The organism is Pseudoduganella rivuli, assembly GCF_009674485.1.
In the GTDB taxonomy this organism is placed as follows: Bacteria; Pseudomonadota; Gammaproteobacteria; order Burkholderiales; family Burkholderiaceae_D; genus Rugamonas; species Rugamonas rivuli_B.
Map to the genome: position 1 here is coordinate 230,464 of NZ_WKJJ01000007.1, position 24,583 is coordinate 255,046.

Genomic DNA, 24,583 nt, shown 5'->3' on the forward strand with positions numbered 1-24,583 from the left:
CCCTGGCGCCGCCATTACGAAAATCACCGACCCCCTGAACAATTTACCGTAAGTGTTTCCCCTGCGGCTCCGGGGGGAAATCGATGGTGATAGCATCCGCCTCATTCAACCATGACATAGAGGAGTTCTTACGGTGAATCACGTGCAACGTATCGGCCTTGCGGCGCTCGGCGCCGCCTGTTTATTGACTACGGCGGCCCAGGCGGTCGGCAACGGCAAGGCGCCGGCGCCGGCGCGCCAGATCGCCCTGGACGCGGCGCAAGCGGCCAAGCCGCTCGACCGCTTTTACGACCTGTCGGTGGGTTCCGACTATCCCGGCACCCTGATCCGCGACGACAGCATGGCGCAGCTGAAAACGCTGGTCGATGAAACGGGCTTCCGCTACATCCGCTTCCACGCGATCTTCCACGACGTGCTGAACACGGTGCGCATCGAGAACGGCAAGACGGTCTATAACTGGACCAAAATCGATGAACTGTACGACAAACTGCTGGCGCGCCGCATCAAGCCGTTCGTCGAACTGGGCTTCACGCCGAAGGCGTTGGCCACGTCGAACAACCAGATCTTCTACTGGGCCGGCAACACGTCGCATCCGAAACTGGATGGCTGGCATGACTTGATCGACGCCTTCGTGCGCCATATCCAGCAGCGCTATGGCAAGGAAGAGGTGCGGAGCTGGTTCTTCGAAGTGTGGAACGAACCGAACCTGGACGGTTTCTGGGAAAAGGCCGACCAGAAAGCGTACTTCGAACTGTATGACGTGACGGCCAGGGCCATCAAGGCCATCGACCCGCAACTGCGCGTGGGAGGGCCGTCGACGGCTGGCGCGGCATGGGTGCCTGAATTCCTCGATCACGTGTCGAAAAGCGGCGCCGCGGTCGATTTCGTGACCACGCACACGTATGGCGTGGATCACGGTTTCCTCGACGAGAAAGGTGTGGAAGACACCAAGCTGTCGCCGTCGCCCGATGCGATCATTGGCGACGTGCGCCGCGTGCGTGAACAGATCTCCGCCTCGAAGTTCCCGGGCCTGCCGCTGTACTTCACGGAATGGAGCACCAGCTACAACCCGCGCGACGTGGTGCACGATTCGTACATCGGCGCGGCCTACATCCTCAGCAAGCTGCAGGGCACCAAGGGCCTGGTGCAGGGCATGAGCTACTGGACCTACACCGACCTGTTCGAGGAGCCTGGCCCGCCAACCAAGCCGTTCGAAGGCGGCTTCGGGCTGATGAACCCGCAGGGCATCCGCAAGGGCCCGTATTTTGCGTATAAATACCTGCACGCGCTGAGCGGCAAGGAAATCCCGGTCAAGGATGGCCAGGTGATGGCGGCCGCCGATGGCGCCGCGCTGCGCGCCGTGGTATGGGATTTCCAGCTGCCGCAGCAGCCGGTCAGCAACCGTTCCTTCTTCACCCGCGTGCTGCCTGCCACGCCGTCGGCGCCGGCGGCCATCCAGTTCCGCAATGCGAAGGCCGGCAAATACCGCCTGCAAGTGCGCCGTACCGGCTTCAAGGCCAATGACGCGCACACGGCCTACATTGAAATGGGCGCGCCCAAGGAATTGACGCCGGCGCAGCTGACCCAGCTGACCGCGCTGACCAAGGACGCGCCGGAAACCGACCGCGTGGTCACGGTCGGCAAGGGTGGATCGTATGACGTCACCGTACCGATGCGCAGCAATGACGTCGTGCTGGTGACCCTGGAGCCGGTGGCGAATCGTTAATCCGGTTTCCGTTCCGGCGCCGCCGGCTGGTAATGCCAGTCGGCGGCATCGGTGGCGACGCCCGCGCTGACCTCGATGCGGTTCGTTCCCGGGGACAGCAGAACGTTCCAGGTGGCGATGCGGCCGGCCACCGCCTGCGTGCCCTGTTCGACGCCATTGACGCGCAGGCTGACGCGGGACTGGTTGCTGTACACCTTGACTTGCACCTCGGCGTCCTTGCGCCGCGTATGGCGGCGCGACGTCAGGTAGACCATCGGTTTCGACGTCCAGTTGGCCTGGTACCAGTAAAACGCATCTTTTCTTACGGCGCGGTCATAGCTGACCAGCCCCTTGTCATTGAAGCCCCGCGTATCGCCTTCGTTGCGGAAGGCGGACGGGAAGTCGAATCCCACCCAGACAAACGATGACCACAGCCACGGCCGCGCTTCCAGCTGGCGCCACGCGGCTTCGTGGTACAGGGCCTGGTATTGTTCGGGGTGCCAGTTGCCGCCGGGCTGCGGACGCTGCGGCGGATCCTGCTGGTGTTGCGCGCTGCCGCCGGCGCCGTATTCGCTGACTGATTCCGGCGTGTCCGGGCGCAACGCGTGGTTTTTGTCCAGGAACGGGCCGAGGTCGGCGAATTCACCGTCATACCAGCCGTAATACACGTTCGAGCCCACCGCGTCCGTATGCGACGCCTGCGGGCCGTCGATCGCGGCGCAGCAGTTGGCGTACGCGGTCGGGCGGCCGGGATCCTCTTCCTGCGCGACCCGCTGTAGCGCCGACAGCACGCTGGCGCTGTCGGCATCGACTTTGTAGATTTCATTGCCGAGACCCCAGACCATGACGGACGGATGATGGCTGTTTTGCCGGATCAGTTCGCGCAGTTGCTGCGTGCTGTTGGCCAGGAATGCCGGGGTGCCGCTGATTTCCGCCGTCAGCGGCGCTTCCGTCCAGACCAGCCAGCCAAGGCGGTCGGCCAGGTCATACGCATGTTGCGGATGCTGGTAGTGCGCAAAGCGCAGGCCGGTGACGCCCAGGTCGGACAGGATACGGTAATCGGCATCGATGTCGGCGCTGGAGACGGCGGGGCCTTTGCCGGGCAGGAAGGTCTGGTGCACGTTGACGCCATGGACCGGATAAGGCGCGCCGTTCAGAAGCAAGCCCCGCGCGGGATCGAGACGGACGTCGCGCAGGCCGGTCTGGAACGCCAACTGGTCCAGCTGGCCGGCGGTCTTGCGGGCGAACTTCGCGCCGGGCGCCGGTTCCGCCTCGCCATGCAGTTCCGCTTCGCTGGTGTACAGGTAAGGGTCGCGCGCGCCGTGCCACAGGTGCGGCGACGCCAGCACGCTGTCCAGCGCGACGGCCGTGACGGTGCGCGGCGGCAGCGTCACGGCCTTGCGCGCGGTGGCGACCACCTTGCCGCCGGCATCGCGCAGCCGGAGCGTGACGGTGGCGCGCACCGCGCGGGCACGGTCGTTGGCCACGCGGGCGGTCCACGCCAGCACGGCCCGCTCGGCCGACACGCCGCCGGCACGGAAATACACGCCGGGGCCGCCGTAATCGAGCATGTCGAAGTGCACATCGCCGGTCGTCACCAGCCGCACCGGCCGGTACAGGCCTCCCGCCATCGTGTAATCGCCGCCGAGCGGCGCCACGTCGCTGTTGCGGGCATTGTCGACTTTCACTTCGATGTCGTTGCGCCCCGCCTTCAGCCATGGCGTGACGTCGAAGCGGAAGCGCGCGAAACCGCCGGCATGGCGGCCGGCGTCATGGCCATTGACGCGGACTTCCGTGACCAGCATGGCGCCGTCGAATTCAAGGTAATGGCGCCGGCCCTTGCCGGCGTGGTCCAGGTGCAGCGTGCGGCGGTACAGGGCCGCGCCCCGGTAATATTGGGCACTGGTGCTGTCGGCGGCATTGAAGCTGTGGGGCAGGGAGACGCTTTGCCAATCCTGCCGGCCCGCCAGCTGGAAATCCCAGCCGGTGTCGAGAGGGAGGATGGTGCGCGCGGGTGCGCTCCAGGCAGCCGGCGCCAGCAGGAACGCTGGCAATATCCACGTGGCGATACGGGTTGGTGTAGGCATGTCTGCATTTTTCGTTGGTGTATCGCGGGATTGTGCATGGGGCGGCTGCGCGCGGCAATCGTCAAAATCACCAATTTGCCCACAAGATCAGTTGGCTGATTTTTTAGCCGGCTTACGAATTTTCACAATTGCCCCATGTTTTTTATGCGGGCAAAATGGGTTGGTGAAACTACGACAATTCCGGACCTGGGAAACTCAATGAAGAAATCCAACGGCGGCCTGCTGGCTGCCTTGTGCGCGCTGGCGCTCTCCACCGCGCACCCCGGCGCCATGGCCGACGCGCCGATGCCGCACCTGGTACAAAACGATGGACGCTACGCGCTGATGGTCGACGGCAAGCCGTTCACCGTGCTGGGCGTGCAGGCGCACAATTCCAGCAACTATCCGGCCGCGCTGGCGGACGTGTGGGCCGCCGTGAAGGATGCCCATGCCAACACGCTGGAAATCCCGGTGGCGTGGGAACAGATCGAACCGGCCGAGGGCAAGTTCGATTTCAGCTACGTCGACACGCTGGTGGCGCAGGCGCGCCAGAACAAGGTGCGGCTGGTGCTGCTGTGGTTCGGTACCTGGAAGAACACCAGCCCGCAATACACGCCGGAATGGGTCAAGTTCGACAACCAGCGCTTCCCGCGCATGGTGAACAAGGATGGCAAGGACAGTTATTGCCTGTCGCCGCTGGGCGAGCAGACGCTGAAGGCCGACACCAAGGCGTTCACCGCGCTGATGGCGCACGTGAAGAAGATCGACGCCGCGCACCGCACCGTGATCATGGTGCAGGTGGAAAATGAAGTCGGCACCTACGGCACGGTGCGCGATTTCAGCCCCCGGGGCGAGGCGGCAATCCGCCAACCGGTGCCACCGGCGGTCCTGGCGCGCAAGAAGTCGCCCGTGCCCGGCGCCGCCAGCGGCAACTGGTCCGACGTCTACGGCCCGTATGCTGACGAATATTTCCACGCGTATGCGATCGCCAGCTACATTGAAACCATCGCCAAGGCGGGACGCGCGGTGTACGACTTGCCGATGTACGTCAACAATGCGCTGCGCGACCCGCAGGAACCGATGGCGCCGTGGAAAGGCAATTTCGCCAGCGGCGGCCCGACCTATGACGTGATCGACATCTACAAGGCGGCCGCGCCGCACATCGACATTGCCGCGCCCGACATTTACTCGCCGGAGTCGAACAAGGTGACGGCGCACCTCGACCGCTTCCAGCGCCGCGACAATGCGTTGCTCGTGCCGGAGATGGGCAATGCCGAAGGCTACGCCCGCTATACCTACCAGATCCTGGGGCGCGGCGCGATCGGCGTGGCGCCGTTTGGCGTCGATTATTTTGACTACAGTAACTACCCGCTGGGCTCCAAGCGCACCGACAAGGCCATGGCCGCGCCATTCGGCAAGATTTACGAAGCGTTCCGTCCAATGGCGCAACTGTGGGCCCAATGGGCGCTGGAAGGCCGCACCTATGGCGTGGCGGAGAGCGATGAGCGCACGCCGCAAACCGTGGCGCTGAAAAACTGGACCGTCACGGCATCGTTCCGCGAGTGGCAGTTCGGCAATCCGGGCGAAGCGGCCAGCAAGAAGGATTTCCTGCACAATTCCGACATCCCGAATGGCGGCGCGGCGCTGGCGCAGACCGGCGACAACGAATTCATCGTGATTGGCCAGCAGATCCGCCTCAGCTTCGCCGGCGCCGGCGTCAATGCCGGCAAGCCCTCCATGTATGCGCGCGTCGAGCAGGGACATTTCGATGCGGCGGGCAAATGGGTCATGGAACGCAACTGGAATGGCGACCAGGTTGACTACGGCCTGAACCTGCCGGCTCGTCCCACCGTGCTGAAAGTACGGCTGGGCACCTATTAATGCGCGACACAACAAGGAAACAGCAATGCAAATGAAACCGATGACAGCGGCGGTATGGCTGGCGCTGGCCGCATCCGGCCACGCGTTTGCCGGCAGCTTTGAACAGACGGCAAGCGGCGTGACCGTCAAGCCCGACCAGGGCCCGGCCCGCGAAATCCGCCTGGAAGTCATGAGCGACAACATCATCCATGTGGTCAAGACCGACCAGGCGGGCAAGCAGTTGACGCCATCGCTGATGACAGTGGCCGCGCCATGCACCAGCTGCCAGTTCACGGTGGCCGCCGCCGGCGGCAAGACAGTGACGCTGAAGGCGGGCAAGATTTCCGCCACCGTGGCATTGGCCAGCGGGGCCGTGCAATTTGCCGATGCGGCCGGCAAGGTCTTCCTGCGCCAGGCGGCGGAAACCATGACGCCGATGACGATCGGCGGCAAGCCGTTCAATGCCGTGACGGAAGGCTTCAATCACGGCACCAGGGATGCGTACTACGGGCTGGGCCAGCACCAGAACGGGCAAATGAACCTGAATGGCGAAGACGTGCTGCTGGCGCAGCACAACATGGACGTGGCCGTGCCGTTCGTGGTGTCGGACAAGAACTATGGCCTGCTGTGGGATAACAATTCGATTTCGCGCTTCGGCAATCCGAAACCGTATGGCCCGATGGTCCGTGACCTGGCGCTGGTGGACGACGAGGGCAAGCCGGGCGGCCTGACGGCCCGCTATTACGTTGGCGGCAAGCTGGTATTCACGCGCCATGAAAAGGACATCGCGTACCAGTTCCTGAAAGACGTGGCCGAGAACTGGCCAAAGGAAGTGGGCAACCTGAAGGAATTGAAAGACGTGAAGGTGGTGTGGGACGCGACGCTGTCGTCCGACAAGCCCGGCGTGCACAAGATGCAGCTGTATGCGTCCGATTACGCGACCCTGACCATCGACGGCAAGCAGGTGCTGGACGTGTGGCGCCAGGACTGGAATCCGTGGTATCACAATTTTGAAGTGAACTTCAGCAAGGGCAAGCCGGTCAAGCTGCACCTGGAATGGAAGCCGGGCGGCGGCATGGTGGCCATCACCCACAGCGATCCGTTGCCGGCCCCCGAGCGCCATTCGCTGACGATGTCGTCCGAGATCGCGGAAGCCATCAATTACCACGTGATCAGCGGCACCAGCATCGACAACGTGATTGCCGGCTATCGCCACCTGACCGGCCAGGCGCCGATGATGCCGAAATGGACCTATGGCTTCTGGCAATCGCGCCAGCGCTATGAAACCCAGGAACAATTGCTGGACGTGGTGCGCGAATACCGCAAGCAGGGCTGGCCGCTGGACGCCATCGTGCAGGACTGGTTCTACTGGCCCGAAAATGGCTGGGGCACGCACGACTTCGACAAGGTGCGCTTCCCGAACCCCAAGGCCATGGTCGACGAAGTCCACAAGAACAACGCCCGCGTGATGCTGTCGATCTGGGGCAAGTTCTACGCCGACACGGACAACTACAAGGAATTCGCGGCCAAGGGCCACATGTGGACCAAGAACGTGGAAAACGGCGCGCTGGACTGGGTCGGCCCGGGCTACAAGAACAGCCATTACGACCCGTACACGCAGGAAGCGCGCGACATTTACTATCGCCAGCTGAAAACCAAGCTGGTGGACCTGGGCTTTGACGCGTGGTGGATGGATAACAGCGAAGCCGACGTGCTGTCCAACAGCCGCCTGGAAGACTTCAAGAAGCTGATCGGCCCGACCGTGTATGGCGCCGGTGAAATCACGTTCAACCCGTACAGCTTGATGCACACCAAGGCCATGATCGACGGCTTGCGCCGCGACCAGCCGGACCAGCGCCAGTTCATCCTGTCGCGTTCGGGCTTTGCCGGCATCCAGCGCAATTCGGTGGCGGTATGGAGTGGCGACACGGTGGCGCGCTGGAACAACCTGTACGACCAGATTTCCGCCGGCGTCAGCTTCTCGATGTCGGGCATTCCGAACTGGACGCACGATATCGGCGGCTATGCGCAGGAAACCCGCTACCAGAGCGGCGACATCGGTTCGGCCCAGGAAAACCGCAGCACGGGCCCGCAGGAAATGAAGCCGGAGGATTTGAAGGAATGGCAGGAATTGAATTTGCGCTGGTTCCAGTTCGGCGCCTTCAGCCCGCTGTTCCGTTCGCACGGCGAAGTGGTCAAGCGCGAAATCCACGTCATCGCGCCGGAAGGCTCGGAAATGCGCGACTCGATGGTCTGGTACGACAAGCTGCGCTACCGCCTGATGCCTTACATCTACGCCACGGCGTCGGACACGCACCACAATTCCGGCACCATCATGCGCGGCCTGGTGATGGATTTCCCGCAAGACGGCAAGGTCAAGGATATCCGCGACCAATACCTGTTCGGCCACAACCTGATGGTGGCGCCGGTCTACACCTATGGCGCGCGCGAACGCAAGGTGTACATGCCGAAGGGGGCGTCGTGGTATGACTTCGATACGGGCGCGGTTTATAAAGGCGGCGCGACCGTCACGGTGAAGGCGCCGTATGGCCGCATTCCGGTGCTGGTGAAGGCCGGCGCGATTGTACCGATGGGCCCTGTGACGCAATACGTCGATGAAAAACCCGATGCGCCGCTGACCCTCACTGTCTACACGGGCGCCGACGGCAAGTTCAGCCTGTATGAAGACGACGGCGTGACCAACGCCTACACCCGCGGCGAATTCTCCCGCATCCCGTTGAGCTACGACGACAAGACCGGCGTGGTGACCATCGGCGAGCGCGCCGGCGGTTACAAGGGCATGGTGGACAAGCGCGAATTCCGTATCCGCTTCATCAAGCCTGGCGTGTCGACGTCGGGCGGCTTTGATGCGGTGGACAAGGTGGTTCGCTATGAGGGCAAGGCGGTGACGGTACGTCAATAACGGTACGTTTATAAGCGTAGGGCGGTTTCGCGTCAGCGAAGCCGCCATGCATGCGTCGCCGGTATGGCACGCGCTGGCGGCGACGCTGGCATGGCGGCTTCCGCTAAAGCGGAAACCGCCCTACGGGTTTTATTGCAGTGAATTCAGCGCGGCCGACACGTACACCAGCGGCGCGTTCCAGTTGATGGCCACTTCATTGCTGGCGTAGCTGCACACGTGGTCCAGGTACGACAGCGCGGGCAGGGCGGATGGGTAGGATTTGCAGTTCTTGATGTCTTCCTGACCGGGATTCGGGCCACCGACCAGCCAGCCCGGCACCGGGGCGGAAATGCCGTCCGCTTCCGACGGACGGTGGTGCGGGTGCATGGCCGGGTGCGCACCGAAGCCGGTGACGAACGAGTAGCCGGTGGCGTTGCGGCCCAGGACATAGTCCAGCGCCGATTGCGCCGCCTGCAGGTAGCCAGGCTGCTGGTTGCGGCCAATCCGGTAGGCATGCAACAGCACCATGGCCTGGTTCAGCAGCACGGCATTGCTACCCCAGACGAAGTCGGTCTTTTTCAGTGGCACGCGGTACGGCGATTGCGACCAGGTGTCGCGCAACTGGTCGGCCAGCGACGTGATGCGCCGCGTGATCAGGGCTTTGTCGGCGGCCGGCGTCAGGCGCGGCAAGTGGTGGGCGAGCGAAATCCACGCCAGTCCGCCCACGTTGCCCCATGACGGCACGCCGGCCGGCAACCGGCCGGGGCGCATGGCCTGGTAATAACTGTCCTTGCCGGTCGTGATGTACAGCTCGGCGGCGGCCCATGCGAATTCGTCGGCCAGTTTGCTGTCCGAATAATCGCCGGTAACGATGTCGGCGGGTTGCCGGTAAATCTGGTCGGGATGCGCCTGGGCCCAGCCCCATGCGGCTTCGGCGGCTTGCCGCATACGGGCCGACAGGCCGGGGCGCTGTCGTTCGAATGGCGCCATCACACGGCTGGCGACCGCCATCACGGCGGCAAAGTCCAGTGCCGCGGCCGTGCTTTTTTGCACCACATAGCGCGTCGCATGCGGCTGGTCCGGCATCACCATGCCGTCGAAATCCTTGTCGGTCAGCTTGTGGTAAACGCCGCCATCGCCCGGGTCCTGCATGGCCAGCATCCAGTCCAGGTTCCACAGGGCTTCATTGACAATGTCCGGCATGCCGTTGCCGGATTCCGGCAGGTTGCTGTCCTGCGCCTTGAAGTATTGGGGAAAGTGTTCCCACGCCGCCAGCAGTGTGTATGTGCTGATGCCGGAATTGACGATGTATTTGTTGTAATCGCCCGCGTCATACCAGCCCTTGGGCGCGGAAATCACCGTGCCTTCGGGCCGTCCGGCCGATGCGGCGGACGCGTGCACCAGCACTTCGGTGTCCGGATGCCCCGCCGCGCGCGCATAGATGCCCGCGTGTTGCGGCAACAGTGCCGTGCTGGCGCGGTTGTAGTAATAGGCTTTCAACGCGCCGATGTTCAGTGCGCGGTAGACGTTGCCCTGGATGTCGAAAGGTGCGGAATCGGGCAGGCCGGCGACGCGCAGCCGGTACCGGCCGGGCGTCTTGAGCGCCGTGAAATCCGCGATGCGCACGGTTTCACCGGAGACATCCCACGGTTTTGGCTCGCCCAGCTTTTCGCGGAGCACGGGCTTGCCTGTATGGGCGTCGACCACGATGAAAGCGGCGGCTTTGCCTGCGGGGACCACGGCCAGTTTTTGCGCGGCGGGCGGGAAGCCGACCTGGTTGATTTTAATGGCGGCGCTGTCCGCCATGGCCTGGGTACACGCCGCGCCCAGTAGTGCTGCCAGGGGTAGCAGGCGTCGCTTTGTACAAGGTTTCATGCGGCGTGTTCCACCGAGGCGGCGGCGCCGGCCTCGTCCTTGCCTTCGGCGTGGTGGAACGGAGCGAACCAGCAAGCCAGGAACGATGGAATCGTGGCCACCATGACGAACACGAAGTAATTGATGTACCCCATGGCTTCCTGCAGGTAGCCGCTCAGCGTGCCGGTCACCATCGCGCACAGTCCCATCAGGCCGGTGCCGAATGCGTAATGCGTGGTGGTGTATTTGCCCGGCGCCAGCTGCTGCATCAGGTAAATCATGAAGCCCACGGAACCGAAACCGAAGAAGAACTTTTCAATCACCACGCCGGCGCCGATGGCGAACAGGCTGTCGGGCAGGTAAATGCTCATGGCCAGGAATGTGGCATTGGGGATGTTTACGGCGCAGCACAGCAGGAACAGCGTGGACTTCAGGCCGCGTTTGGCGACAAAGAAGCCGCCCAGCAGGGAACCCAGCAGCACGGCCGCCAGGCCATAGGTGCCGTAGATAATGCCCAGCAATTCGTTCGACAGGCCCAGGCCGCCCTTGGCGTGGGCATCGACCATGAAGAACGGGCCGATCTTTTCCAGGAATCCGATGCTGAGGCGGAACAGGAAGGCGAAAGCCACCATGCGCCACACGTCGCGCTTCTGGAAAAAAGTCACGAACGAATCGGCCAGGATGTGCCAGGCGCCGGCCACGCTGGTCGGCGTGTTGGCGGCGCGCGCGCCGTCGGGCATGAAGTGCGCATGCCACACCGCCATCAGCACGGTCAGCCCGGCGACGATGAAGAACACGATGCGCCACGCATCCATCCATTCCGGACCGAACACTTTGGCGTCGTGATGGAACCAGTCGGTGTGCAGGCGGCCGGTCAGGTAAACCAGGAAGCCGGAAGCGACGATCGGGCCGATATTCCACGACAGGCTCTGGATACCGCAATACAGCGACTGGCTGCGGGAGTCGAGCGACGTCACGTAGACACCGTCGCAGGCAATGTCCTGGGTCGCGCCGATGAAGGACATCAGCCACAGCAACGGCATCAGCACCACGACGAAGTCCGGCAGCGCCATGGCCATGGCCGCGCCGGCGAATCCCAGTGCGATCAGCGCCTGCGCGCACAGCACGAAGAATTTCTTGGTGCGGTACATCTCGACGAAGGGCGCGAACAGCGGCTTGATGGTGTAGGCCAGGATCAGCATGCTGGAATAGCTGGCCGCGGTGCCGTTGTCCATGCCCAGGTTCTTGAACATGATGGCGGTCACGCTGGTGAGCATGATGTAGCCCAGCGCCATGGTGAAGTACCCGGTCGGGACCCACAGCAGCGGTGAGGTGGTTGAACGGGTGGATGCCATCGGTGTCTCCGTGATGTATTTATTGTCAGGCGAGGGCCGCTGCGGACTGGCCGGCCAGGTGTTCGTCCAGCAGCGCGGCGGCGCCGCCGAGCGCGGGGTAGGGCGCGGTAATGACCAGCGTCGGTATTTTCGCATTGTAGGCGGAGAAGCGGCCCTTGTGCTCGAATCGCTGGCGGAACGCCGATTTCGCGAAGAAGTCGCCCAGGCGCGGCACCACGCCGCCGCCGATATAAATGCCGCCTTGCGCGCACAGCGTGACGGCAACGTTGGCGGCGACCGTGCCCAGCATGGCGCAGAAGCAGTCCAGCGTTTCGCGGCACAGCGGATCGGTATCGGCCAGCGCGCGCGATACGATGGTGGCGGTATCGAGCGACGGTGCGGCGGCATGGCGCCAGTCGGCCAGCGCAGCGTGGATCAGCGGAATGCCGGGCCCGGATACCAGGCGTTCGGCGGACACGTGGTCGTAATCCTGCCAGCAGTATTTCAACACCGCCATTTCGCGCGCGTCGGATGGCGAAAAGGCAACGTGGCCTCCTTCGCTTTGCAGCGTATGCCAACGGCCATCGTGCCGGCTGACGCCGGCCACGCCCAGCCCGGTGCCGGCGCCGACCACGCCGATCATGGCGCCGGCTTGCGCCTGGCCGCCGCCGATGGCCTGCAGGCCGTCCGGCCCCAGTTCGGGCACGGCGCGCGCCAGTGCGGCGAAGTCATTGACGACCAGCAGGGTTTCCAGGCCCAGCGCGTCGCGCGTGGCCGAGATGGAAAATTCCCAGTCGTGGTTGGTCATGCGTACGCGGTCGTCGCCCACCGGATTGGCAATCGCAATCGCCGCATGGCGCACGGTCGCGCCGCACTGGCGCAAATAACTGCGGATGGCGTCGCTGAAGCGCAGGTAGTCGGCGCAGGCCAGCGTGGCAATGCGGTCCAGCTGGCCGGGCGCGGTCTCCAGCGCGAAGCGGGCATTGGTGCCGCCGATATCGGCCACCAGCCGGGGGCCATCGTGATACCGGGCGCCGTTCATTTCCGGCCCCGCATGCGGGTGATGAATTCGCGGTACCACAGTGCGCTGTCCTTCAGCGTGCGCTGCTGGGTTGCATAGTCGACGTGCACAATGCCGAAGCGCTTGGCGTAGCCGGAATTCCATTCGAAGTTGTCCATCAGGCTCCACAGGAAGTAGCCACGCACGTCGACGCCCTGCGCCATGGCGGCCGACAGCGCTTCCAGGTGGTCGCGCACGTAGCTGATGCGGGCGTGGTCGTGCACCGCATGGCCATCCAGCGTATCCGGGTTGGCCATGCCGTTTTCCGTGATGTAGACCGGCGGCAAATCATATTCGGCGTTCAGCGCCAGCAGCAGTTCGGTCAAGCCTTCCGGGTAGATTTCCCAACCCATGTCGGTGAAACCGCGTCCGCCCTTCGGTGGCGGGGGCGATGGGTCGGCGCTGGTGACCGCGCGGGTGTAATAATTCACGCCGAGGAAGTCCATTTTCTGCGCAATGATGTCGAAGTCGCCAGGCTGCACTTTCGGGCCACTGGCGCCGTGCGCGCGCAGCGCCAGTTCCGGATAGCGGCCTTTGAACAGCGGGTCCATATACCATTGCACGGATTTCGCATATTCCAGCTCGGCCAGCACCTTGTCCTGTGCGCTGTCGCTGGCCGGATGGGCCGGCCACTGGTTCAGCACGATCCCGAGCCCGGCTGCCGGATTCACCGCGCGCATGGCGCTCATCGCCAGGCCATGCGACAGCAGCAAATGGTGCGACACTTGCACCGCGGTGGCCGCGTCGGCCACGCCGGGCGCGAATTGCGCATTGCCGAAACCGAGATTGGCGGTGCACCACGGTTCGTTATGGGTCGCAATGGTGGCGACGCGGCCGCCGAAGCGGCGCGCCACTTCGGCCGCATAGTCGGCGAAACGGTAAGCCGTATCGCGCGCGGTCCAGCCGCCCGTGTCTTGCAGCGCCTGCGGCAAATCCCAGTGGTACAGCGTCAGGTGCGGCGACACGCCCTTGGCGTGCAGGGCGTCGAGCAGCCGGTCGTAAAAATCAAAGCCCTTCTGGTTCCATGCCCCTTTGCCGTCCGGCTGCACGCGCGCCCAGGCCATCGAGAAGCGGTAGGCGTCGACGTTGAGGGAAGCAATCAGGTCGACATCTTCCCGGTAGCGGTGATAGTGGTCGCAGGCGACGTCGCCGTTGGTGCCGTCGATAATGCGGCCCGGGGTGTGGCTGAAGGTGTCCCAGATCGACGGCCCTTTGCCGTCTTCGGCCCACGCGCCTTCAATCTGGAATGCGCTGGTGGCGACGCCCCAGGTGAAGCCTGGGGGAAATTGCAGGTTTTGGTCCATTGCTGCTCTTGTTCTTGGCGGATGAAGGGTTTGAAATCGATTTCATGATAGCGACGCTTTTTTGGCGATGTCAAACAAAACTTCGGAATTGCGTAATTTCGTTCTGGACGTTGGCTGTTTTCGTATGTTTGCGCGCCGGCCCAGGCCCGGGCGGGGGCTGATCGGAAAGAAACCGGTTTCATGCTATACTGCACCGATGAAAAAAGCAGACAGCAATTCCGGTTCGACGACAGTCTATGAAGTGGCGCGCGTGGCCGGGGTGTCGGTGGCGACCGTGTCGCGCTACCTGAATGGTACGGCCAGGGTGTCGGACGACAAGCGCAAGGTGATCGAAAGCGTCATCGACAAGCTCAATTACAAGCCCAACATGCTGGCGCAAAGCCTGAAGATGGGCAGTTCGCGCACCATCGGCGTGCTGACCCAGTCGCTGGTCAGCGATTATTTCAACGAAGCGATGAGCGGCATCGACCAGACCATGAAGGCGGCCGGGTACGCGCCGCTGATCGTGTCGGGACACTGGCACGCCAGCGACGAGGCCGAGCGCATCGAATTGCTGATCGCGCGCCGGGTCGACGGCCTGGTGATCCTGACCGGCAAGCTCACCGACGAACAGATCCTCAGTTTTTCCGAGCGGGTGCCGATCATCGCGTTTGGCCGCGAACTGAGCGCAAAGAATGCGTTCGGCTTTTGCCTGGACAATTACAAGGCCGCGTGCGAAGCGGTCGAGTACCTGGTGATGCAGGGCCACCGGGCGATTGCCTTTATTGCAGGGCCCGACCAGGCCGACGCCAGGGCCCGCCTGGCCGGCTACCGCGATACGCTGGAGCGGCACGGCATCGACGTCAACCCCAGCCTGATCGTGCCGGGCGATTTCCAGGAATTGGGCGGGGTGCTGGCGGTGAACCAGTTGCTGGAATCGGGCCAGCGTTTTTCCGCGATTTTTGCCGCCAACGACCTGACGGCGTATGGCGCGCGGCTGGCGCTGTACCGCCGCAACATCCGCGTGCCGGAAGATATTTCCATCATCGGCTTCGATGACTTGCACAGTTCGATGTACACCACGCCGCCGCTGACCACCGTGCGCCAGCCGCTGCTGGAAGTGGGGCAGCGCATCGGCGAAGCCATGCTGAAGCTGATCGGCGGGCAAAAAGTCCGCTTCGAAGTGCCGCCGCTGTCGCTGGTGGTGCGGGAGTCGGTGCGGCGGATTTAAGGCGTCGCGGCGCCGCCCTTGTTGGCCCCCCACGACACCGCTGTTGTCCCTCCGAGCCATTCCACTGTCCCCACGAGCCAGTGGCGTGCTTGTGAAATGTTAAATCTTTCCGTGTAGTTACTATGAGTCGCCGGCATGGAATCTTTTAACAATCACACGGAGACACCCTATGCGTATCAAGCAGTTGCTACCCGCGCTTGCCTTGTTGACCGTTGGCGTACAAGCACACGCCAGCACCCTGAACCAGAATGTATCGTGGACCATCGACCGTCCGGGCACCACCACCAATTACCGCGTGGTGGCCTACGGCGACTCCATCTATGCCGGCTACAACGGCTCGACCACGAGCGCCGCCAAATATTCGGCGCCGACGGTGGAGGCGGAATACCTGTCCGCGTTGTGGAATGCCGATATTGAAAGCGTGCGCCGCACCAAGTCCGGCGCGATCGCGTCGGATGTCTACAACAACAAGATCGTGGCCGAGCGCTCGTATATGCAGGCCAGCAATACCCGTGTCGTGACATTTGAAATGTGCGGCAACGATGGCCTGCAAGCCCGTACCGCGTACAAAGCGCAGACCGGCACCTGCGACGACAGCGTGCTGATCGCGGCGGAAAACAATTGCAAGACGTACGTGGCGGCCGCGATGGATTACATCAACGCCAATGCCTATGCTGGCGTCAAGCTCAAGGTCATCTCCAACCTGCACTATCCGGGCTATGCGGCCGACAACGTGCAAAGCACGTGCAAGCAGGCCAGCACCGGACAGACCGTCAACATGCAGGAGAAATTCCTGCCGTCGCTGGTGCGCATCAACCACATGATGTGCGACATGGCGCGCCAGAAGGGCTTCAAGTGCGCGGACAACTTCGCCCAGTACATGGGCGCGGACTATGACAGCAACGGCGACGGCATCGTCGACGCGGACGCGCTGCGCTACGTCGACGGTGAAAGCCAGGCCAGCTACCTGACCCGCATCACGTCGACGCTGCGTTCGACACTGCGCGACGCCAACACGAAATTCGTGTCGTCCAGCAGCAGCTACGACTACATCCAGTCCGACGACACGCACCCGACCTACAACGGCAGCACGGTGACGGCCGGCCTGTTCGGCGGCTCCACCGGCACCGGCGCGGCGCGCTATACGTCGTTCACGTCGGGTAAGAACCCGATCTGGAACCAGTATGGCCACGAGCGCATGGGCTGGGCCGTATCGACCTACAACGTGCCAACGCCGTAACGCCCAGGCATGGACCACCGCTGGCGTCCCGGCTTCGGCTACCTGGCCCTGGCGCTGCTGCTGGCCGTTGGCGCCATCGCGGTGCTGGCGTTCCTGTGGCTGACGTCCGGACCGGATGCGGAGGCGCCGCCGTCGTCGCGACTGGCGCCGGCCGTCTCTGCAACCGCTCCGGCGCCGGCGGCGCAAGCGGCGGCGCAAGCGGCGGCGCATCCGCCGCCGCGTCCTCCGCAACAGGGGATGCCGGCCCGCGACGGCGAAGATCCGACGCCGGACTTGCGCAGCTACGTGGCGCGGGGCGAAAAGCCGACCATGGCCGAGGTGATCTCCCGCCTGCATGAGCGGGGCATCCATACCGGCCTTGGCGCGTTCAATCCGCCCGGCACCAGTCCGCCGCTGGTGGGACTGGCGGTGCCGGACGATTTCCCGCTGCCGAAAGGCTATGTGCGCCACCACCAGGCCACCGATGACGGCCAGCGCATCGAAGCCATCCTCATGTATGCGCCCGATTACCAGCCCGTCGATGCGGCGGGACGGCCCATCGACGTGCCGAAAGACCGTGTCGTGCCGCCCGAACAGGCGCCGCCGGGATTGGCGGTCCGGCGCATCACCATTCCACCACCGACAGAATCTGTCCGCTGATCACCATGAAGCAAATCAGTCTTTCCACGACGGGCGCGGTTGCCTGCGTCGCTGCCAGCGCCGCGCTGTCCGCGCTGTATGTCAACGGCGGCGCCGGCTGGCCGCTGGGCTTTGTTTTTCTCGTACCCTGGCTGTGCGCACTGGATGCGCGCCGCACCTGGGCCGGTACGCTGGCATGCGCATACGCCATGTCGCTGGCTTACACTGCCGCCGTGTTTCCGTGGCTCGGCATGGCGCTGGGGCGCTATACCGGCATCGGCGGCGTGGCCGGACTAGCCATCCTGCTGCTGGCCGCGCCGCTGTTCCAGCCGCAATTCCTTGCCTTCGCGCTGGTGCGCAGGGTTGGCGTGCGTCGCTACGGGCCGCTGCTGGGCGCGCTGGCCGCCGCTGCGGCCTGGGTCGCCACGGAGCGCTTCGCGCCACGGCTGCTGGGCGACACCATTGGCTATGGCCTGTATCCGTCGCCGCTGCTGCGCCAGGCCGCCGACGTGGGCGGTGGTGCGGGCCTGACCTTGCTGCTGTTGCTGTGCAACGAAGGCATGGCGGCCGCGTATGCGCGGCGCAAGGAGGGCCGGCGCGCGCTGGCTGCGCCGTTAGCTTGCGCGGCGCTGGCGCCGCTGCTGCTCGCGCTGTATGGCTGGACCGCGCTGCAAGGCGAACCGGTGGCGGCGGGCAAGCCGCTGCGCATGGGATTAATCCAGGCCAACATGGCCGACTATGAAAGCCAGCGCCGGGAAAAGGGCGCCTACGGCGTGGTGCGCGACGTGCTGGACCGCCATTTCGCCATGAGCTATGACGCCATCGAACGGCAGCGCGCGGAAGCCGTGCTGTGGTCGGAAACCGCGTATCCCACCACGTTCGGCCACCCGAAGAGCGAAGCGGGGGCGGAATTCGACCGTGAAATCCTCGCCAACGTGAACGCGGCCCGCGTGCCGTTCGTATTCGGCACCTATGACCGGGACGGCGCCGGCGAATACAATGCCGCCGCGCTGGTGCAGCCGGAAACGGGCTTGCTGGGCTTTTACCGCAAGACCCGGCTGTTTCCGCTGACGGAATACGTGCCGTCGTGGCTGGACGGCCCGGTGGTGCGCCGCCTGATGCCCTGGGCCGGCAACTGGCAGCCAGGCAACGGCGCCCGCGTGTTGCCGCTGCGCCTGGCCGACGGCCGCGAAGTGCCCGTGCTGCCGCTGATCTGCCGCGACGATACGGACCCGGGACTGGCGCTGGACGGCGCCCGCCTGGGCGCGCAAGTGATCCTCACCATGTCCAACGATTCGTGGTTCAGCATGGACCCGCAAGGGGCGAAGCTGCACCAGGCGGTGGCGGCGTTCCGCAGCATCGAGACGCGGTTGCCGCAATTCCGCGTCACCACCAATGGCTACAGCGCCGCCATCGATGCGGCCGGCACGGTACTGGCGGGCACGCCGATGGGCGAACCGGCGCTGGTGATCGCCGACATGCCGGTGCGCCAGCCCAAGCCCACGTTGATGGTGCGTTGGGGCGACTGGGTCGGACTGGCCGGCGGCGGCTTCCTGCTGTTGCTGGCCATGTTGGCCATCCTGCCGGCGCCGCGTACGCAGGCGCAATCGCACGCAAAAGCCCAGGCCGGATCAGTGGATGATTCGGTGCCCGCCGCCATGGCATTCCCGGCCACGGCCGCGATACTGCCGCCGGCCGCCCGCGCGGTGTCGGGCTTGCTGCGCGCCGTTGCGCGTGCAGGCTTGCTGGCCATGTGCGTGGCGCTGTTGCTGGACGAATCGTTGCGCACGCACACGCTGGCGCAGATCCGCCTGTTCGCCGTGCTGTTCCTCGTGCCGGAAGCCATCGCCTGGTGCCTGCTGCGTGCGTTTGCCGCGCAAGTCTCGGTCGGTAATGGCCGGCTGCTGGTGGAGCGGGGGACGCTGCGGATGGAAATGGCGCTGGGCGAAATCGTCGCGGTCCAGCCATGGCGCCTGCCGGCGCCAGGCCCGGGTTTGACCCTGAAGCTGGCGCCGGGCCGCCAATGGCGTTACGGGCTGGCGCTGTCCAATCCCGCCGGTTTCGCCGCGGCGCTGGCGGCCGCCGGCGGCCCGGCAGTGGTGGACGGGCGGCGCAGGGTGATGGATGTCTATGCGCAGGCACGCTCGGCATTGCGGCGCTGGGCGCTGGACAGTCCGCTGGCGAAATTCGTCGCGCTGCCGCTGGTGCTGGCGGTGCCGGCCTTCCACCTGCACCAGCACATCGCATTCGGCAGCGCGCTGGGCGAGTACTACACGTTCGGCCTGAAAGCGTACGCCAGCGCGTTTGCGCTGTGGTGGGCCGCGTGGACGATCGGCGTGGTGCTGTGCGCGGCGCTGTTGCGCACCGGGATCGAAGCGGTGACGTTGATGGCGGCGTTGCTGCGGCCCGGCCAGGCGGCCGGCATCCGCAGCGGCATGGAGCGGGCCGGCCACGCGGCGCTGTACCTGGGGTTGCCGGCCTGGCTGTTGTTGAATATCTACCGGGCCTGACTCTCCACCGCGCCGTACGGCGCGCCCGCCATCAGCCACTCCGGCCAGTGGAAATGCACGGCGCAAGGGGCGGGGCCCAGGCGCCGGGGCGTTGTGGCGGTGGTGCACACGGTACGCGCGGGGCGGACAGTGGCGCGGCAGTGGCGCGCCAGCAAGCCCTCCATGCCGCAGCACGCCCGTTCCGCCAGTGCGTCGCCATCGGCGCCTTGGCGGTCGCGGCGGATGTCGTGCAGCAGCGCCGCCAGCGCGTTCAGCAATACCAGGCAATCGCTGTCCGCCGCCAGTTCGCCGCGCGCCTGCGCGCCCCGCAATTCGCCCAGCAATGCGCTGCGCCAGCGCGACCGGCCCAGTTCCAGCGCCGCCACCACCTTGTCGGGCAGGCGGTGGTAGACCGTGGCGGCGGGATCGGCATACGGCGAGAAGGCGCCATCGGCGGCTATCCAGCGCGCCGCGCCTTCGAACATGCGGCGCAGCCGGGGCATGCCGGGCGGATCTTCGTGGGCGCGCCACACCACGGCCGCGTGGTATTCGCGCTCATACCAGTCCGCCGCCTGCAATTGCGCGGCTGCCACGCTGCGCACCTGCAAATACGTGGCGGTACGGCTGGCGTGCATTTCGTCGGCCAGCCGTGCAATCGTGATGGACGACAGGCCGCTGCGCCGGGCGATGGCCAGCGCCGCCATCGCCTGCGCGTCGGTGGCGCCGGACTCCGGCTTCGCCCGCTGCGCGGCGCCGTCAAATAAATGGCGCAAGTCGGCGGGGGCGGGTGGCGGCGATTGCACGCCGCGCCGTTGTTGCAGCCAGGCGCGTACAGCCTCCTTGCCGCCGGGCGCTGGCGTTGACGCCGGTGTTGGCGTGCCGGCGTCCATCATGCCTCCCGCACCTGCAGCGATTCGGTCAGCATCGCGCCGAATTCCAGGCTGCCGACGGCGGTCTGGCCGCCATCCATCGGCAGCACGGCGCCATTGATGTAATCGGCCGCGCCGCTGGCCAGGAACAGCGCCAGCGCCGCCACTTCGTCGCGGTTGCCGGCGCGGCCCGACGGGATGCTGCGCAACAGCCTGGTCCAGCTGCGTTCGCCGTCCGGCGCCAGGCGGCGCATGCCTTCCGTATCGGCCACCGGTCCCGGCGCAATGCCGACGCAACGGATGCCAAGCGGCCCCCATTCGATGGCCAGCGTGCGGATCAGCATGTCGATGCCCGCCTTGGCGGCGCAGACGTGGCTTTGCGTGGCCGTGGGCAGGCGCGACTGGATGGCGGAAATCGCCATCACCAGCGCGCCGGGTTTGGGCAGGTATTCGAACGCCGCGTGCGCCGTATTGAAGGTGCCGATCAAGTCGATGTCGATGACGGTGCGGAATCCCTTGGCCGTCATGCCGGCGGCCGGGGCGACGAAATTGCCCGCCGCGCCGGCAATCACGATGTCGATCGGTCCGAACGCGGCGTGGGTTTGCTGGCACGCCTGTGCGATCTGCTCGTGGTCGCGCACGTCGGCCGACAGGCCCATGGCGCGGCCGCCGTCTTCGCGGATCGCCGCGGCCGCCCGTTCCGCCTTGTCGTAGTCGCGGCCGACAATGGCGACCGCCGCGCCGGCGGCGGCAAACACTTCGGCGATGCGCTGGTTGATGCCGCTGCCGCCGCCGGTAATCAGTGCGGTCTTGCCGGCCAACAGGCCCGGGGCAAAGATGTCGAGAATCGATTTCATGGATGTTCCATTCGATGTGAAAGCGCAGGGTGCACGCTGCCCGGCGCCGCATGGCGCCAGGGCAAACCCCTGCGTGGAAGATTACGAGCGCTTCAACCCGTGACGCGGTCGAGCCACGCCACCAGGTTGGCGATGACTTCGGCGCGGTTGGTTTCGTTCAGCACTTCATGGCGCGCGCCGCCGTAGACGTGGGTCGACACGTCGGCCATGCCGGCCGCGCGCAGCCGCCGCACCAGCGGGTCGAACCAGTCCAGCATGCCGTTGACGGGATCGTGGTCGCCCGTGAACAGGTACAGCGGCAACTCTTTCGGCAGGCGGGCCAGCTGTTCCGGCAGCGCCGTGCTGTTGCCGGTGTCGAAGATGGATAACAGCGACGGCAACGTCAGCGCGAAGCCGCACAGCGGGTCGGCCACGTAGGCGGCCGGCACGGCTGGATCGCGGCTGAGCCAGTCGACGCCGGTGGCGGGGTTGGCCACCGTGGCGTTCGCGCTTTCCACGGTCCAGCCGGAAATGCGGGGATCGAGCATTTCCAGCGCCGTCGTGCCGGACAGGGCGCAGCCGTCGAGCAGCGATCCATGCTCGGGCAGGTAAATTTGCGCCGCCATCGACCCCATGCTGTGCGCCAGCATCAGCACGGGCAGGCCGGGATGGTTATCGCGCACATGGCGCGTGACGACCGCCATGTCGTCCACCAGTCCCTGGAAGCCGCGCGGGCCGAAGTCGCCCAGGCTGCCGTCGTCCAGCGCGGCCGGGCCATGGCCCCGGTGCTCGCTGGCGTACACGGTGTAGCCGGCGGCATTGAGCGCGTGCGCCACGTGGGCATAGCGGGCAGAATGCTCGGCCATGCCGTGGACGATTTGCACCGCGCCCCGTACGCCGGCGTTGCCGGTGCCGTTGGCCGGCCAGTGCAGGCAATGGATGAGATGGCCGTCGGCGGCGGGCAGCGTGAAGCGGCGTGGTTCCATGTTGCTCTCCCGGTGAGTTAATAACGCACGGTGATGTCGATGCCGTAGCGGCGCGGATACGGAATCGTCGTGAAGCGGGTCTGCGACGTCGGATCGAGCACCAGCCCGGCCGGATTGCGGTTGTCGGTCAGGTTCTTGCCATAGACAGCGTACTCCACCTTCTTCGATGGCGACAACAATCCGATGCGGGCCGACACGTCGCGGCTTGGCGCCACGCGCGAACGCGGTTCGTTGGTGGCCAGGAAGTACTGGTCGCCGATCCACGTGGCGTCGCCGTGCAGGCTGAGCGTGTAACCTTCCACCGGCACGCTGTAGTCGGCGCCGATATTGAAGGTGTGGCGGGGCGCTTCGATCATCTGCTTGCCGGACAGGTCGGCGCCGTTCAGCAGCAAGCGTTTATAGGTGCCGTTCAGCAGGCCGAGGTTGGCGGACAGGCGCAAGTCGCGCGTCGCTTGCAGCACGGCTTCCAGTTCCGCACCCGTGATGCGCGACTGGCCGGCGTTGACCAGTTGCTGGGTGCCGATCCCCACCACGTTGAGGAATTGCTGGCTCTTGAAGTTGTAGCGGAACGCCGTCAGGTTCAGCGTCAGGCGGCGGTCCAGCATTTGCGACTTGACGCCGCCTTCGAACGCGTTCAGGTATTCCGGCCGCGCCACGTTCAAGTCCGACGCATTGGTCAGCGCGCCGCCGTTAAAGGCGCTGCTGCGGTAGCCGCGCGCATAGTGGCCATACACCATCACGTCGCGCGACAGCTTGGCATTCATGCCCAGGCGTCCGGTCGGCTTGCGGTCGTCGTAGCCCAGTTCCGGCTGCACGGGAATCACGGGCGTCACGCGAAAATCCCGCAACCGGCCCTTGTCGCTGGTATAGCGTACGCCGCCATACATCGATACCGTGTCGCTGAAATCATAGGTGCCGTCGATGTACAGCGCATACGAGCGGCGCTGCTGGTGGTATTGCTGGTTCAGGATCGGCAGCACGGGCGGGCCGCCGAAGATCGTGTACGTGGTGCCGATATCGACGTCGTCGCGCTGGTGATAGGCGCCCGCGATGAATTGCAGCGGGCCGTCGAATGCCGTGGTAAAGCGCAAGTCCTGGCTGAATTCGTGCGTGTTGGTGCGGAAATCGATGTGCAGCAGCGGATCGATGGTGCCGTCCGCGTCGACCAGGTTGACGAAGCGCCCGTTGAGGAACGACGTGATGGACGTGATGGTGCCCAGTTCCGTGCGTTTGTTGAGCGTCAGGTAGCCGCCGCTGCCGCGCACGGTGATGTCGCCGGAGCGATCGGTGGCCACTTCATCGTCGGCCAGCCGCTTGCCCGTGTACGGGTTGATGCGCGGGTCCTTGCCGTTGGCGTTCAGGCCATTGGCGGCCAGGCCCGTGTTGGTGGCGCCGATCGCATACGGATTGTTGTTGACGGCCCACAGGCGCAAGGTGCCGGTCAGGCCGTCTTCATCCTTGTAACCCAGGGTCAGGCGTGCGGCCTTGCGGTCGATGTTCGACAGGTCGTGCCCGGCCGGATTGACGTTGTGGATATAGCCGTCCGAATGCGCGCCGGTAAAGGCAAAGCGGGCCGTCAACCGGTTGTCGACCAGCGGCATTTCCACCATGCCTTTCGCTTCGCGGTAGCCGTTGCTGCCCACGCCCAGGGTCAGTTCCCCCTGCTGGCGGAACGTGGGGCGCTTCGAGATGAAGTTCACGGCGCCGGCCGTGGTGTTCTTGCCGAACAAGGTGCCTTGCGGCCCCCGCAGCACTTCGACCCGTTCGACGTCGAAGATCTGCGCGCCGCCCAGGTATTGGGCGCCGACATACACTTCGTCAAAAAAGGCGCCGGTCGGCGAAATCGCGTTCAGGTTGAATTCGGACGTGGAAATGCCGCGCATGGAAAACTTCGGCTGCGATTCGTCGCCCAGGTTCGACACGCGCAGGTTGGGCACCAGGCGGGCGATTTCCGTGCCGGTGTCGATCTTTGATTTCGACAAGGTTTGCGCATTCATGACGCTGACGGACAGCGGCACGTCCTGCAGCACCTGTTCGCGCTTGAGCGCCGTGACCACCACGCGGTTGATGTCGGGCGCCGCGTCGGCCTCCGCGGCTTTGGCGGTTGCAGGGGAGGCCGGCGCCGCGGCTTGCGGTTCGCCTTGTTCCTGTGCGTGGGCCGGCAAGGTCATGCCCAGCAGCGCCACTGCGCCGATGATCCCGTTGGTGTAGTTCATTGTTGTCTCCTTGGTTGTTATGGGTAATGCGTGC

Annotated in this window: 16 protein-coding genes; 7 read left to right on the forward strand and 9 right to left on the reverse strand. The window is 65.1% G+C overall.

Annotated elements, in window-relative coordinates:
- The first annotated feature begins 133 nt into the window (after positions 1-133).
- Positions 134-1,726: a GH39 family glycosyl hydrolase gene (locus GJ700_RS13210; RefSeq protein WP_371867937.1), complete on the forward strand. Its 1,593-nt coding sequence runs from the start codon at positions 134-136 to the stop codon at positions 1,724-1,726.
- Here the strand turns inward: GJ700_RS13210 and GJ700_RS13215 are convergent.
- Entirely contained in the window at positions 1,723-3,792 is a 2,070-nt protein-coding gene (locus tag GJ700_RS13215) for a glycoside hydrolase family 2 protein (protein ID WP_154374442.1), read from the reverse strand. The two genes, GJ700_RS13210 and GJ700_RS13215, sit on opposite strands and share 4 nt — an antisense overlap.
- A gap of 198 nt (positions 3,793-3,990) precedes the next feature.
- Between GJ700_RS13215 and GJ700_RS13220 the strand changes: the two genes are divergently transcribed.
- Positions 3,991-5,652 (forward strand): DUF5597 domain-containing protein, encoded by a 1,662-nt coding sequence (locus tag GJ700_RS13220; protein ID WP_154374444.1) that lies wholly within the window; start codon positions 3,991-3,993, stop codon positions 5,650-5,652.
- 25 nt (positions 5,653-5,677) lie between these two features.
- Positions 5,678-8,554 (forward strand): glycoside hydrolase family 31 protein, encoded by a 2,877-nt coding sequence (locus tag GJ700_RS13225; protein WP_154374446.1) that lies wholly within the window; start codon positions 5,678-5,680, stop codon positions 8,552-8,554.
- Positions 8,555-8,683: 129 nt separating this feature from the next.
- Here GJ700_RS13225 and GJ700_RS13230 read toward each other — a convergent pair whose 3' ends face one another.
- Genes GJ700_RS13230 through GJ700_RS13245 form a run of 4 tightly spaced genes read right to left on the reverse strand, consistent with a single transcriptional unit; the run spans position 8,684 to position 14,085 of the window.
- A complete protein-coding gene (locus GJ700_RS13230; protein ID WP_154374448.1) occupies positions 8,684-10,408 on the reverse strand; it encodes a glycoside hydrolase family 9 protein in 1,725 nt (574 codons plus the stop codon).
- Positions 10,405-11,742 carry an MFS transporter gene (locus tag GJ700_RS13235; protein WP_154374450.1) on the reverse strand — a complete coding sequence of 446 codons (1,338 nt, stop codon included), beginning with the start codon at positions 11,740-11,742 and terminating at the stop codon, positions 10,405-10,407. The genes GJ700_RS13230 and GJ700_RS13235 overlap by 4 nt, the downstream gene beginning before the upstream one ends.
- Positions 11,743-11,767: 25 nt before the next feature.
- Positions 11,768-12,763, reverse strand: a complete 996-nt coding sequence (locus GJ700_RS13240) for a glucokinase (protein ID WP_154374452.1) — start codon at positions 12,761-12,763, stop codon at positions 11,768-11,770.
- On the reverse strand, positions 12,760-14,085 hold the full coding sequence (locus tag GJ700_RS13245; RefSeq protein WP_154374454.1) for a GH1 family beta-glucosidase: 1,326 nt from the start codon (positions 14,083-14,085) through the stop codon (positions 12,760-12,762). The genes GJ700_RS13240 and GJ700_RS13245 overlap by 4 nt, the downstream gene beginning before the upstream one ends.
- Before the next feature lie 196 nt (positions 14,086-14,281).
- Here GJ700_RS13245 and GJ700_RS13250 point away from each other — a divergent pair, with 196 nt between their 5' ends.
- The 4 genes from GJ700_RS13250 (at position 14,282) to lnt (ending at position 19,663) form a co-directional block, all read left to right on the forward strand.
- Positions 14,282-15,295, forward strand: coding sequence for a LacI family DNA-binding transcriptional regulator (locus GJ700_RS13250; protein ID WP_154374455.1), 1,014 nt, complete (start codon positions 14,282-14,284; stop codon positions 15,293-15,295).
- Positions 15,296-15,464: 169 nt separating this feature from the next.
- A complete protein-coding gene (locus tag GJ700_RS13255; protein WP_154374456.1) occupies positions 15,465-16,535 on the forward strand; it encodes an SGNH/GDSL hydrolase family protein in 1,071 nt (356 codons plus the stop codon).
- A gap of 9 nt (positions 16,536-16,544) precedes the next feature.
- A complete protein-coding gene (locus GJ700_RS13260) occupies positions 16,545-17,174 on the forward strand; it encodes a hypothetical protein (RefSeq protein ID WP_154374457.1) in 630 nt (209 codons plus the stop codon).
- 5 nt (positions 17,175-17,179) lie between these two features.
- Positions 17,180-19,663: an apolipoprotein N-acyltransferase gene (gene lnt / locus GJ700_RS13265; RefSeq protein WP_154374459.1), complete on the forward strand. Its 2,484-nt coding sequence runs from the start codon at positions 17,180-17,182 to the stop codon at positions 19,661-19,663.
- Here the strand turns inward: lnt and GJ700_RS13270 are convergent.
- From GJ700_RS13270 to GJ700_RS13285, 4 genes are all read right to left on the reverse strand, one after another.
- Positions 19,651-20,535 (reverse strand): hypothetical protein, encoded by an 885-nt coding sequence (locus GJ700_RS13270; RefSeq protein ID WP_154374461.1) that lies wholly within the window; start codon positions 20,533-20,535, stop codon positions 19,651-19,653. The two genes, lnt and GJ700_RS13270, sit on opposite strands and share 13 nt — an antisense overlap.
- A complete protein-coding gene (locus GJ700_RS13275) occupies positions 20,532-21,368 on the reverse strand; it encodes an SDR family oxidoreductase (protein WP_154374463.1) in 837 nt (278 codons plus the stop codon). The genes GJ700_RS13270 and GJ700_RS13275 overlap by 4 nt, the downstream gene beginning before the upstream one ends.
- A 92-nt stretch (positions 21,369-21,460) precedes the next feature.
- A complete protein-coding gene (locus GJ700_RS13280; protein WP_154374464.1) occupies positions 21,461-22,333 on the reverse strand; it encodes an alpha/beta fold hydrolase in 873 nt (290 codons plus the stop codon).
- Positions 22,334-22,350: 17 nt separating this feature from the next.
- Positions 22,351-24,549 carry a TonB-dependent receptor gene (locus GJ700_RS13285; protein WP_154374466.1) on the reverse strand — a complete coding sequence of 733 codons (2,199 nt, stop codon included), beginning with the start codon at positions 24,547-24,549 and terminating at the stop codon, positions 22,351-22,353.
- Positions 24,550-24,583: the final 34 nt, after the last annotated feature.